Source organism: Photobacterium phosphoreum, assembly GCF_002954725.1.
Lineage (GTDB): Bacteria > Pseudomonadota > Gammaproteobacteria > Enterobacterales > Vibrionaceae > Photobacterium > Photobacterium phosphoreum.
Genome location: NZ_MSCQ01000003.1, coordinates 1 through 13298 on the forward strand (window position 1 = coordinate 1; position 13298 = coordinate 13298).

Consider the following 13298-nt stretch of genomic DNA (forward strand, 5'->3'; position numbering starts at 1 on the left):
TTTTCATATTAGCCTTAATATCTACATTCCCAGTATTAGGTAAAGATGCACCACAAGAAGCAGCGACTAATGAACCAAAAGAAAAATGGGGATTAGGCGTTCTATTTCTAGCGATTGCTGCTTTATGTTACATCCTAGGTCAACTTGGCTTTATTTCTTGGATCCCTGAGTATGCAACCCAAAAACTAGGCTTATCGATTAGTGATGCTAGCCAATTAGTCAGTTACTTCTGGGGTGCTTATATGATTGGTATGTGGATTTTCAGTGCATTACTGAAAAAATTCGACCTGCATTATTTTGTGGTTGTTTTATCTGGATTAGCCACTGTGCTAATGTATCTATTTAATAAAGATACTGACCCACATAACCTTATCTACATTATTTCAGCACTAGGCTTTATCAGTAGTGCAATTTACACCACGATCCTTACTTTAGGCTCACAACAAACCAAAGTATCATCACCAAAATTGGTTAACTTTATTTTGTTATGCGGCACAATCGGTACCATGTTAACTTTCGTGGTAACAAGTCCTATTGTTAAAAACTATGGCGCACACGCAGCTCTAGTTACTGCTAATGGTCTTTACGCTGCAGTATTTGTAATGTGTATCTTGGTCGGTTTTGTGACTAAACATCGTCTTCATGGTCATGCTGATCACTAGCTAAAACGCTAACCAATAAAAAAGCCTCATTTCATTATGAGGCTTTTTTTATAACTAAATAAAAGCAGAGACCACTCTGCTTTATCTATTTATTGTTTAATTATTACTAGGGCGCATTGATGGGAATAAAATCACATCACGAATAGTATGTGCGTTAGTAAATAACATCACTAAGCGATCAATACCAATCCCTTCACCCGCTGTTGGTGGTAAGCCAAACTCTAGCGCACGGATATAATCTTCATCATACTGCATGGCTTCATCATCGCCAGCGTCTTTAGCGTCCATCTGTGCTTTAAAGCGTGCGTCTTGGTCCTGAGCATCATTAAGCTCAGAGAAGCCATTGGCAACTTCACGACCACCAACAAAAAACTCAAAGCGATCAGTTAAGAATGAATCTTCATTACTGCGACGTGCTAATGGGGAAATGTCAGCAGGGTAGCCAGTAATAAAGGTCGGTTGAATTAGCTGAGGTTCAGCCGTTTCACCAAAGATTTCCTCTAATAACTGACCACAAGTCCAGAATGGTTCAACCGTTAAGCCAACTTCACGTGCAATATCTGCCATTAATTGACGATTTTTAACATCATCATAGGTTAACGCTTGAATACGCGCATTGTCTTTAGTGTAGTGCTGAATTGCCGCTAGCATTGTCATACGAGTATAAGGACCATTAAACTCAATAACATGCTCACCATAAGGTAGGGCTGTGTTACCACAAAGATCTTTAGCAATAGTACTTAATAAGCTTTCTGTAAAATCAATCAGATCATTATAATCAGAATATGCCATGTAAAATTCCATCATGGTAAATTCTGGATTATGGCGAGGCGATAAACCTTCATTACGGAAATTACGGTTAATTTCGAACACACGCTCAAAACCACCAACGACAAGACGCTTCAAGTAAAGCTCTGGTGCAATACGAAGATACATATCAATATCTAACGCATTATGATGAGTTACAAAAGGTCGAGCAGAAGCACCGCCAGCAATTGGGTGCATCATTGGGGTTTCAACTTCCATAAATTGCTGTTTGATCATGAATTGACGAATCGCTGCAACCACCTTAGAGCGCATAATCATTGTCTTGCGAGATTCTTCATTAATGATCAAATCAACATAGCGCTGACGGTAACGTTGTTCTTGATCTGTTAAACCATGATATTTTTCAGGTAATGGACGTAATGCTTTAGTTTGTAGCTCATAGCTATCCATATTGACATAAAGCTCACCACGATCGGAACGATATAGTTGACCTTTAACACCGATAATATCGCCAATATCTAAACCGTGATATTTTTCTTTTAATTCTTTTTGTACTTCTTTACTCGCATAAACTTGAATACGTCCAGAAACATCCTGTAATACTAAGAATGGTCCTCGTTTTGCCATAATACGACCGGCAACTGCGGTGGTATAAATGGTATTAATTAAATCTTCTTTTGATTTATTTTCAAACTCAGTAATTAATTCATTTGCTAATTTCAACCGACGAAAAGTATTTGGGTGACCATTTGCTTTACTGCCTTTTCTTATATGATCAAGTTTTGCTCGACGTTCCGCAATCAGCCTATTTTCATCAATTTCATTTTCTAACATAATATTACCTTTAATCAATTAATCGTTTTATTAAAAAGAGAGGTTTCGAATATTTATTTAAAAAAACTAAATTTATAACCCGATTATGGGCCTACTTTAAAATAAATAACCACCAAATAAAAAACGTGACATTCGTCACAAAACATTAGAAAGGCAATAAATATCTTTTATTCTAGGTTAAAAATGAAATATGAAATTACAGTTAGCCTTTGATTAATAATTTCCATCTATATATAAAAGCAAATAATATAGAATTAATTAAACACAATCATTAACAATAGAAATGAAACCAAATGGCTTGGGTAAATTATAAAATAAATAACTGGTTATTAATTACAACAGAAAATTGTTTATATAAATCAGGTAAAAATTATATTATTGAACCCAGGATAACCAAACTATTAGCTTTTTTAGCTAAGCATCAAGGTATCGTATTTACACGAGACGAACTGATTGAAAATGTTTGGGATGGTGCTGTAGTTAGTGAACAAGTAGTAACACAGTCTATTTTTGAGTTACGTAAAATACTAAAAAAAATGGATGAAGAACATTGGATTGTTACTATTCCCAAACGAGGCTATAAGCTTGATATCGATGTACAACAAATATATGTCGATCCTAATACTGGTTTTAAGCTAGAAGAATTTCATTCTTCACATGAACATACCAATGATGTGTCAACTCATGCATCATTTCCAGCGGGACCAATGACACGGGCTTTTAACAATACAGCAAAAGAAACCCCATCGGCCACAACGAAAGCAGTTGATAATGCTAAATGGAACCATTGGTTTTTCGATATCTGCATTCTAACCATGCTACTAATAACACTCGTATTTATCAGTTGGAGCAACGAAAAAGTTACCCCTCCTACTGCGGCCTTAAATCCTCGTTTAATCAATATAGTATCGGCACCGCAATCAGCAACCAATCAATTGTACTCACTTGCAAATATAATCAAAGACACATTATTTAAGTCGACGAATTACATCAGTAGTTTTAGTCATCAACCCAATGCAGGTAAAACGCTATCGCTATACGTTAATCAACACCATCAATTACATATTGAATTGTTTAATAACATATCAAAAACAATTATGTTACGTAAAAATCTAAGCCTTGATAGTAATAACGCATATCTGATCATTGAAAAACTACTTAATGATTTAATACAATCCCTTAATTATAACCACCAACAAACTCAGTATTATATTGCTATTACTAACCCCGACATATTGTATGATTACCTTGAGTTACCAACTGTTATCACTACTGATAACCAAACAAATACTCACTATATTGAAAAAATAAACACACTTATTCAATCATACCCTCAAAATAGTTACTTATTAGCACAACGATATCTTGCTTATGCGATCCTACTTACGACTAACAATAAAATAACATCGATGCCAACACTAATGAATTATGGTAAAGTATTAGTCAAAAATGTCACATTAAATAAACAACATGAACCTACTGAAATATATGATGCTTTAGCACTTAATGAACTTTACCAAGGTAATTTAGCAGCGTCTTATCATTATTTGTCTCTTGCAAAATCACAGTCGCAACAAAATACAGCTTTCCGCTATATATTATTAGGTAAGATCAGTGAATTGACACATAAAAACCAACAAGCTAATGAGTATTATAGTATGGCTCTGTATTTATCCCCGGATCAAGAAACACGAATACTATGTGAAAAGCTCGTTTTCATATCACAAATAAATACGACAGAAGGCACTCCCCGCCATTAGTTTTATAACGTCATAGTATTGATCACACAACAACTGTGCTTGTTTCATTATTCATTGAATAAGATTAGCTATTCAAATCTTATGATAGACCTTAGCTGTAGCACTTTTTTACTGCTCATAACAATGGCAGCATTACAATGCTAATTAAAATTAACACTCAATCTGAGGTTTATAACCATTATAAACGAGTAATTATTTTATTGATAAATAAATTATTTTTTCACTATCAATGTAACGCATTGATTAAATTAAACTTAAAAATAAAATAAATTAAAAAAAAACCAATTTTATTATTTTAAAATTGTGAGTAGAAGGTTATTTAATTAACGTTTCTATCTGCTGTAGATTACATCGAACTTACTCGTCATTGATTATTTGAAAGTAAAAACATTCTTATTAATGACGCTAAACGTACATAAACATTTTAAATATAATTGTATTCTTTGGAGATTGTTACATGTCGTCCGATACATCCAAAAAAATAGGCTTAGTAGCCTGTACTGGTGTGGTAGCTGGTAATATGATGGGTAGTGGTATTGCGCTGCTTCCCTCGACATTAGCAAAAGTCGGTTCTATATCTATTTATAGTTGGATTATTTGTTTAGTCGGCGCGTTATCATTAGCTTTTGTTTACGCCCGCTTAGCAACCAATAACCCTCAAGAGGGTGGTCCAATTGCCTACGCTGGTGAAGTTTCGCCTGCTTTTGGTTTCCAAACGGGTGTGCTTTATTACCATGCAAACTGGATTGGTAACCTTGCTATTGCAATCACTGGGGTATCTTACCTTTCTGTGTTTTTCCCAATTTTGAATAACACTATTCCAGCGGCAATCGCAACTATTGCTTCAGTATGGGTATTCACCATTATTAACTTACTTGGTGGTTCATGGGTAAGTCGTCTATGTACGTTAGGTCTAGTACTAATTCTTGTTCCTATCGTTGGTACTGCTGTTGTTGGTTGGGGTCACTTTGATGCGACAACGTACATGCAAAACTGGAATACATCACACAGCTCAAACTCTCATGCAATTGTAAGTGCTGTATTGATCACTCTATGGTCATTTGTGGGTGTTGAATCCGCCGCAGTATCCTCTGGTATGGTAAAAAATCCTAAGAAAACAGTTCCGTTAGCAACCTTACTTGGTACGATTATTGCGGGTGTTATCTATATTCTATCAACCCAAGTTATTGCTGGTATGTTCCCAGCTTCTGAAGTAGCTGCTTCTGGTGCACCATTTGCACTAGCAACAACCGCTATTTTTGGTGCTTGGACTGCTCCATTTGTTGCAGCATTTACCGCTTTAGCGTGCTTTACATCTCTAGGTTCTTGGATGATGTTGGTCGGTGAGGCTGGCAAACGTGCAGCTCGTGATGGCAACTTCCCTGCTGTTTTTGGTGAAACAGATAAAAACGGTGTTGCTAAAAAAGGCTTAGTACTTGCTTCTGTGATGATGACTATTCTGATGATCGCAATCACTCTCTTTAGCTCAAGTGATAGCCATGCTTCAAACCTATTCGATATTTTAACTTCTGATGCAGTGTTATTGACTATGCTGCCTTACTTCTACTCAGCGGTTAACCTTATTCGTTACGAAGGTATGACTACCCGCAATGTATTTGTGATGTTATTTGCAGGTGTTGCATGTATCTTCTGTTTCATCGCACTTATCGGTGCAGATCCATCAGCATTAGCCGCAACGTTTGTTGTTTCGCTAGCTATCTTCATGTTCTACGCTCGTAAGCTTGGTTTCCGTCAACACTTACAACTAGAACAAGAAAAAGCAAATAAAGTGGCACAATCCCACTAAATTAACCCCCTCATAATATTATTCAGGCGCACAATTACACCTCCCAAACTGGAGTGGTGCGCCTTTGTTTACTCTGGAGATATTCAACAATGAATACCATAGCAATCTTAAATAACTTAGGTGTATTCTTCAAAAAATACCCAGTTCAAGAATTAGAACAAGCATTAGCAGCACGTGGCTACAAGGCTGTGTACCCTGTTGATGAAAAAGACTTAATGAAACTACTTGAAATGAATCCACGTATCAGTGGTGTGATTTTTGACTGGGATACTTACTCATTAGACTTGTGCCAGCAAATTAACCAAATTAACGAGAAACTACCGTTATATGCATTTGCTAACGAGCATTCAACCTTAGATATTAACTTAGCGGATCTACGCTTAAATATTTACTTCTTTGAATATTGCCTTGGTAGTGCTTCTGATATTGCGCATAAAATTGAGCAAGCAACGGAAGACTACAAAGACAGTATTCTACCACCACTAACAAAAGCATTATTTAACTACGTTGATGAAGCTAAATATACTTTCTGTACGCCTGGTCACATGTCAGGTACAGCATTTAATAAAAGCCCAGTGGGTAGTATCTTCTACGATTTTTACGGTGCGAATACCTTCAAGGCTGATATTTCAATTTCAATGCCTGAACTCGGTTCGCTATTAGATCACTCAGGTCCTCACAAAGAAGCTGAAGAGTACATTGCGCGTACGTTTAACGCGGATCGTTCTTACATTGTGACTAACGGTACGTCTACTGCAAACAAAATTGTGGGTATGTTCTCAGCACCTGCTGGTAGCACTGTACTGATTGACCGTAACTGTCATAAATCATTAACTCACATGATGATGATGACAGATGTTGTGCCAATTTATTTCCGCCCAACACGTAATGCTTACGGTATTTTAGGTGGTATTCCTAAGAGTGAATTTAGCCGTGAAGTGATTGCTGAAAAAGTGGCTAACACTCCTGGTGCAACTAAACCTGGCTATGCGGTTATTACAAACTCAACTTATGACGGTTTGTTCTATAACACCCAATTTATCAAAGAATCATTGGATACTAAGTTCATTCACTTTGACAGTGCTTGGGTACCTTACACTAACTTTAACCCTATTTACGAAGGTAAGTGTGGTATGAGTGGTGAAGCAATGCCGGGTAAAGTGTTCTATGAAACCCAATCAACCCATAAATTATTGGCAGCATTCTCACAAGCTTCAATGATCCACGTTAAAGGTCAGCTTGAAGAAGAATCTTTCAACGAAGCATTCATGATGCACACTTCAACATCACCACAATACGGTATTGTGGCGTCTGCTGAAATTTCTGCAGCTATGATGCACGGCAACGCAGGTCGTCGTTTAATTCAAGACTCAATTGATCGCGCTATTCGTTTCCGTAAAGAAATCAAAAAATTACGTTCAGAATGTGACGGTTGGTTCTTTGATGTATGGCAACCAGAAAACATCGATACTACTGAATGTTGGAACCTAAAACCTAATGAAAAATGGCATGGTTTCAAAAACATCGATGAAGATCATATGTTCCTTGATCCCATTAAGATCACCCTCTTAACCCCAGGGATGAACGAAGATGGCGAACTTGATGCTTCAGGTATTCCAGCATCACTTGTGGCTAAATTCCTTGATCAACATGGTATCGTAGTTGAAAAAACTGGTCCATACAGCCTATTGTTCTTGTTCTCTATCGGTATCGATAAGCCAAAAGCAATGCAGCTACTACGTGCTCTAACTGAGTTTAAACGTGGCTATGATCGTAACATGACCATTAAGTCATTCTTACCATCGCTATTTAAAGAAGATCCTCAGTTCTACACTAATATGCGTGTACAAGATCTTGCTCAAGGTATTCACGACCTAACAGTGAAATACCAATTGCCAGAACTAATGTACAAAGCATTTGATGTGTTACCAGAAATGAAGATGACACCACATGATGCATGGCAGCAAGAACTACGTGGTGAGGTTCGTGAGATCCCATTAGCAGAAATGGTTAATGAAATCAGTGCTAATATGATCCTACCTTATCCTCCAGGCGTACCTGTTGTGCTTCCTGGTGAAATGGTGACTGAGCAATCTCGCCCAGTATTAGATTTTCTTGAAATGCTATGTGAAATTGGTAATCACTTCCCAGGCTTTGAAACTGACATCCACGGTGTTTACAACGTTGATGGTGTTTACAAAGTGAAAGTGATCAAGCGCTAGTACCTACGTGACTAACCAATAAAAAAAGGCCTAATTATTCATTTAATTAGGCCTTTTAAAATCAATGTAATAAATAATAATTACTTGGCCATATATTCTTGAATCATAAGTCGACCGCGATGAATCCGACTTTTAACCGCCATTCTGGTTAATAATAATTTGTCTGCAATTTCACCAATAGAAAGCTCTTCTAAGTCCCTTAATAAAATAACCGCACGATATTTATCAGGTAAAGAGTGAATAGCCGCAATAAGATCTAACCGTAAATCATTATTTGAATAATAAGAAAATAGCTCTTGGTAATCATCGGGCATTTCATCTAACTTATGCGTTTGCTTCATTAATTTGGCGCATTCTCTTTTGACAATAATAAATAACCAGCCTGGAAATGCTTCCACTGTTTTTAAAGTACCAATGCGCCGCCAAATAATTGCAAGAGATTCTTGTACTGCATCATCAACATCATTCAACGAACATTGTTTAAATGCCATTTTTTTTAATGTCGGTTGCCAATTAACCAACAATTTTTCAGTCGCTTGTTGATTACCATTACGGGCTTCTTCGATTAAAAAGTAGCGATCATCCATCATCAGATTCCTCTTACATAAAATGACGCGATAATTTTATTACTATGCTGAGCAATGAATCCAAATGTCACTCCCCATGCAATATGGGCTAAGTAGACCGTTACAGGAAAAGCAATGGGAGCAAATTGATGGCCGAAATAACCAACACCTAGAATATTCATTACCGGGCTAACCATAAATGTCGTGCCAACCGCAATGGAAAATAAGACTCCAAGCCACCACCTACCCTTGCTTTTACCAACCAGAGCTAAATAAATAAAAGTAAATCCAATCCCATTCCAGAAATGATCTCCCCAACCGACCATGTTTGACCACCAATTAGGTCCAACCATAAATTGGTCTGTGAGTTTAACTCCCATCAACATCGGTAAAGAGCCAGGCATTGCATGAAAATAACTAAAGCCAATACTTCTGACTATTTCCATACTAACAGTACCAGCACCGCCTGCTAGAATGGATAACAACATCAAGTTAACCAATGACTTATTAGACGACCATGCTGCGTAAATTAGAATACTAAACCATACTAATACTGCAGGAACAATGGTATGAACACCTAGCCAATGAAAGGTATACAAACCCGTGGCAGATAACGTAAACGCAAGAGGAGAAATAGATGCCGCGACTACAGCTATTAATATTAACGTTACATCACGACTATTTGATAGCTTTAATCGCTGCATGACTTATTGCCTTATTTAGTTGCTGCTTGAGTAGCAATATTCATAATTTTCTTTTCTAACATTTGGCCTGGCATGACTAATTTAGGCGAGATCATGCCAAGTTGTTCTGCAGGGTTAAACCATCCAATCCATGTTTTATTATTTTGATTCCATACGTATAAACGTAACGGTAACACCGCACCCGCAGCTGGATTCATACTAAATACTTTTTTCGCCATTTCAGGATTACCAATTAAAAAGCTCGTTCCTTTTAAATCTAACCCTGTCATTGATAACACCTTACCTTGATCTATTTTCCCCATCACCATCATTTGATGACGACTGGTTGCTGTTTGTATCGCAGCTGTAGTCTCGGTAAATGTTTGTTGCGATTCTACTTTGGTAAATGAGGTAACAGGAGCCGCAATAGCACTTTGACTTGCCATAAAGAATACCGCACTCATTAGCGTTGATAGTAAAATATTTTTTGTTTTCATTTGGTGTCACCTTATTGATAGTAAGTAAAATAATTTGTTTCTACTTTAAAGAGCAATGAGATCACCAAAAGGATTCAATATATTTCATCTTTTTTTCATTTATCACAAAAATAAAATATAACTAATTGATACTTATAATATTAACAATTAATTTTTTTAAATTTTAAGCATAAAAAAATCCGAGTATATAAATATACTCGGATTAATCATTAATCAAACTAACGTGTCTTTATAAATACAGCGACATCATGGTCTAAATATTACGTGCGACTTCATAAGCATCCCAAACCGCATTCATGATATTTGACACTTTACGTGCATCACCAATAAGGTAGGTATCTTTACCACGACTTAAAATCTCATCATGGAGATCGTTAACGCTTGAATAACCGACGGCAATACAAACATTATCTGCAACTATTTCTTTAACACCAGTAGCAGTTTCGATATGCGCATGGCCATTTTTATAACCAACAAACTTACTGCTGGTCATAATGTTAACTTGTGCTTCTTCCATTAAATCAAGCAGCATTGATTTGTTGGCCCAGTTAGTATCAGCACCGCCATCCATAACTTTGGCGAGGTATTCAACCACGGTTACTTGCTTGCCTTGGTTTTTCAGCCATAGTGCAACTTCACAACCCACTAAACCACCACCGATAATCACCACGTTATCGCCAACAGGCTTTTTGGCTAATAAAATATCATCTGCGCTGCAAATTTGTGGTTCATCAATACCTTCGATATTGCGTAAACGCACAGGCACAGAGCCTGTCGCAATGATCACCGCTTGCGCATCATCTAACTCTTTTGAGTCTTTATCAATAATGGTATTTAAATACATTGGTACAGCAAGTCGCTCTAGTTCAACACGGTACCAATCAAGCAATTTCTCATCGGCTTTTTTAAAATCAGGTGCGGCAGCTTCATAAATATGGCCACCAATTTGATCTGATTTTTCAAATAGCTTCACTTCGTGACCTGCAAGTTTTGCTACTCGAGCACTTTCAAGACCTGCAATACCGCCACCGATCACGATCACACGTTTAGGCTCTAGTGCTTTTTCAATACTGTAAATTTTTTCACGACCACAAGCAGGGTTCACTGAACATGAAATTGGCTTATGGTTGAAAATACGTTGTAAGCAGCCATCATGACAACCGATGCAGGGACGAATTTGCTCTTCTCGATTTTTCATGACCTTATTTGGCCACTCAGGATCAGTCAATAACGGACGTGCTAGGCCTACAAAGTCAATTGAACCGTTTTTAATTGAGTCTTGAGCAAGTTGAGGATCACCCATCTTACCGCCCATAATGATAGGCACATTTACCACATCTTTGAGTTTTTTTACAAACGGAAGGTATAGACCATCTTTAGCATATAGCGGTGGGTGGGCCCAATACCATGCATCATAAGAGCCAGTATCAGCATTAAAGCCATCATAACCGGCTTTTTCAAGGATCTTTGCTAATTCAAGACCTTCTTCAGTATCACGACCAGATTCTTTAGCCGCAACATTAATACCGCCTTTACCTAATTCTTTGATAAAAGAACGAATACTATAACGTACGGTAACGGGGTAGTTTTCACCCGCACCACGACGAATCGCTTTCAATATTTCAATAGGAAAAGTAGCACGTTGCTCTAAATCACCATTAAAGCGATCAGTTCGATCTTTGTTAAACACTGACATGGTAAACTGATCGGCTAAATACCCCTCGTGAACTGCATGCAATTCGATACCGTCAAAACCGACTTTTTTAGCAATTGCCGCCGCTTCTTCAAAACGAGAGATAATGCGCTCAACTTCTTCAGTTGTTAACGCACGGCACATCACTTCTGGATCCCAATAATTTGGTACTGCTGTTGGTGCCACTGGCTGAGTTTCAAGTAACGTTGGCTTCGCTACACGCCCAAGACCTGCTGATACTTGCAAAAATATTTTTGCGCCATAAGAATGCACACGCTCAATCATTTCATAACATGAATTTTCAAAAGCAGTAGGGTTATGAGTTACACAGGTAAATGTCGGCATTTTCATGCGTTCAATTTCATTTTCTACCTTCGTAAAACCCGTAATAATAAGACCAACACCGCCCTTCGCTCTTTCAACAAAATAATCAGCAGCGCGTTGATTAAATTCGCCTTCACGACCAGCAAGTCCCATCAGACCCATAGGTTCCATTACGATTCGGTTTTTAATAGTTACGCTACCAATTTTCATTGGTGTAAAGAGTTCTGATCTATTCATTGTTAGGCTTTTGCGTTAATCAACATTGCCCAAAGTCTAAAAGTAAAAACCCTATTAATTAAGTGTATTAAATGCATGTTTGTTATGCCTATATGTCATAACGATTACTTTTTGTATGACAATAATATTAGTTATTATTACCTTACTAAGTAAAGTCGTCATTAATACCGACTTTGAGACCATTGTTACTTAAACAGCCATAAATCATTGTATAAAGTAAGGATATAGGCTTGGATAGATATCCCTATCACAATGCGACCACGCTAACCTAATACTTATCGAGGGGATTGGTTACTGTTTACATTAAAAATATCCATCATCAGTAAATAATGATCGGGAACATCTATAAAACCAGACAAAGCCATTTTTCAAAAATATGACCATTCAGATTAATAGAATCATTTTAAGCATTGCTAATGGATATTATTTAACGATTAATGTTGTTAGCGCTGCCACAAAAAACAATACCTACAAAGGATATAATACTGTACTGTTTACTTCTTAGGGAGCCTTAAAGTGCTTAAAAAATGCATATTAACACTGGCATTTGTTAGCCTGAGTCAAGCTGCACTAGCGAGTCCATCTCCAGCAGCAACCAGCTATAACCTGTTTTTGATCCCAAGTCACAATGTTGATACAACGGTATCAACAATTAGCAATCAACTAAAACAACACCAACTATCTGCTCTTTATAGCCAAGGTTATTTACCACATATCACTCTCTATCTAACCGAATACCCAACCACAAACCTCAAGTTACTCCAACAACAAGCCCAACAACTTGCTCATCAATGGCATCAATTTCCTTTAACACTCAAACATATTGAACGTACTAAGGGAGACTGGCTAATGCTTAAGGTCAGTAACACTCGTGAGTTACAACGCTTAGCCGATACCGCAGCTATTACTGTTTCACCTTTGCGTTCTATGGATCCTAAAGTACCAGCATGGGTAAGCCACTACCCTGAAAAATTAGCTGCATTTCAGCGCTATGGCAGTCCTAATGTCTTTACTAATTTTGAACCACATATCACCTTATTAGCGCAGTCTGATCCTCAAAAACTGACCCAATTTATGGCTGATTATGGTGATAAATTTCAATCAGTAAACTTTAAAGCACTAGGCATAGGTATCGCAGCGGTTAATAGTAATGGCCAAGCTAAAGCGGTGATTGCACGTTACTCATTTGCTAAATAGCGCCGATAAAAAAGCCTCAACCAAAGATTGAGGCTTTCATGTAACACT

Annotated in this window: 10 protein-coding genes; 5 read left to right on the forward strand and 5 right to left on the reverse strand. The window is 37.3% G+C overall.

What is annotated here, in order from left to right:
- The coding region (gene tsgA, locus BTO21_RS17905) for an MFS transporter TsgA (RefSeq protein ID WP_105026965.1) at positions 1-662 on the forward strand (662 nt) is incomplete at its 5' end.
- Positions 663-758: 96 nt separating this feature from the next.
- On the opposite strand, the gene lysS is transcribed toward tsgA, so the two are convergent.
- Positions 759-2264: a lysine--tRNA ligase gene (gene lysS, locus BTO21_RS17910; RefSeq protein WP_045027875.1), complete on the reverse strand. Its 1506-nt coding sequence runs from the start codon at positions 2262-2264 to the stop codon at positions 759-761.
- Positions 2265-2557: 293 nt separating this feature from the next.
- Here lysS and BTO21_RS17915 point away from each other — a divergent pair, with 293 nt between their 5' ends.
- From BTO21_RS17915 to cadA, 3 genes are all read left to right on the forward strand, one after another.
- A complete protein-coding gene (locus tag BTO21_RS17915) occupies positions 2558-4024 on the forward strand; it encodes a winged helix-turn-helix domain-containing protein (RefSeq protein ID WP_045027877.1) in 1467 nt (488 codons plus the stop codon).
- 457 nt (positions 4025-4481) lie between these two features.
- The gene (gene cadB / locus BTO21_RS17920) at positions 4482-5831 is read left to right on the forward strand and encodes a cadaverine/lysine antiporter (RefSeq protein ID WP_045027879.1); all 1350 of its coding nucleotides are present in this window, start codon (positions 4482-4484) and stop codon (positions 5829-5831) included.
- Between the two features lie 89 nt (positions 5832-5920).
- Positions 5921-8053 carry a lysine decarboxylase gene (gene cadA, locus BTO21_RS17925; protein ID WP_045027880.1) on the forward strand — a complete coding sequence of 711 codons (2133 nt, stop codon included), beginning with the start codon at positions 5921-5923 and terminating at the stop codon, positions 8051-8053.
- An 80-nt stretch (positions 8054-8133) separates the two neighbouring features.
- Here the strand turns inward: cadA and BTO21_RS17930 are convergent, their stop codons facing one another.
- The 4 genes from BTO21_RS17930 to BTO21_RS17945 all read right to left on the reverse strand — a co-directional run bounded on the left by BTO21_RS17930 (position 8134) and on the right by BTO21_RS17945 (position 12053).
- Complete coding sequence (locus BTO21_RS17930; RefSeq protein WP_232573179.1) at positions 8134-8643, reverse strand: RNA polymerase sigma factor; 510 nt, start codon at positions 8641-8643, stop codon at positions 8134-8136.
- A complete protein-coding gene (locus BTO21_RS17935; protein WP_045027884.1) occupies positions 8643-9323 on the reverse strand; it encodes a hypothetical protein in 681 nt (226 codons plus the stop codon). Before BTO21_RS17935 ends, BTO21_RS17930 begins: the two co-directional genes overlap by 1 nt.
- Before the next feature lie 11 nt (positions 9324-9334).
- Positions 9335-9799 carry a DUF302 domain-containing protein gene (locus BTO21_RS17940; RefSeq protein ID WP_045027885.1) on the reverse strand — a complete coding sequence of 155 codons (465 nt, stop codon included), beginning with the start codon at positions 9797-9799 and terminating at the stop codon, positions 9335-9337.
- Between the two features lie 253 nt (positions 9800-10052).
- Positions 10053-12053 (reverse strand): oxidoreductase, encoded by a 2001-nt coding sequence (locus BTO21_RS17945; RefSeq protein WP_045027887.1) that lies wholly within the window; start codon positions 12051-12053, stop codon positions 10053-10055.
- Positions 12054-12569: 516 nt separating this feature from the next.
- On the opposite strand from BTO21_RS17945, the gene BTO21_RS17950 reads away from it, so the two are divergent.
- A complete protein-coding gene (locus BTO21_RS17950) occupies positions 12570-13250 on the forward strand; it encodes a 2'-5' RNA ligase family protein (protein ID WP_201798366.1) in 681 nt (226 codons plus the stop codon).
- The last annotated feature ends 48 nt before the right edge of the window (positions 13251-13298 follow it).

Bases quoted from the DNA above. Each gene is read 5' to 3' on its own strand.
- BTO21_RS17915 (WP_045027877.1), top strand. From the start codon at position 2,558: ATGGCTTGGGTAAATTATAAAATAAATAACTGGTTATTAATTACAACA.
- BTO21_RS17945 (WP_045027887.1), bottom strand. From the start codon at position 12,053: ATGAATAGATCAGAACTCTTTACACCAATGAAAATTGGTAGCGTAACT.
- cadB (WP_045027879.1), top strand. From the start codon at position 4,482: ATGTCGTCCGATACATCCAAAAAAATAGGCTTAGTAGCCTGTACTGGT.
- BTO21_RS17930 (WP_232573179.1), bottom strand. From the start codon at position 8,643: ATGATGGATGATCGCTACTTTTTAATCGAAGAAGCCCGTAATGGTAAT.
- cadA (WP_045027880.1), top strand. From the start codon at position 5,921: ATGAATACCATAGCAATCTTAAATAACTTAGGTGTATTCTTCAAAAAA.
- BTO21_RS17940 (WP_045027885.1), bottom strand. From the start codon at position 9,799: ATGAAAACAAAAAATATTTTACTATCAACGCTAATGAGTGCGGTATTC.
- lysS (WP_045027875.1), bottom strand. From the start codon at position 2,264: ATGTTAGAAAATGAAATTGATGAAAATAGGCTGATTGCGGAACGTCGA.
- BTO21_RS17935 (WP_045027884.1), bottom strand. From the start codon at position 9,323: ATGCAGCGATTAAAGCTATCAAATAGTCGTGATGTAACGTTAATATTA.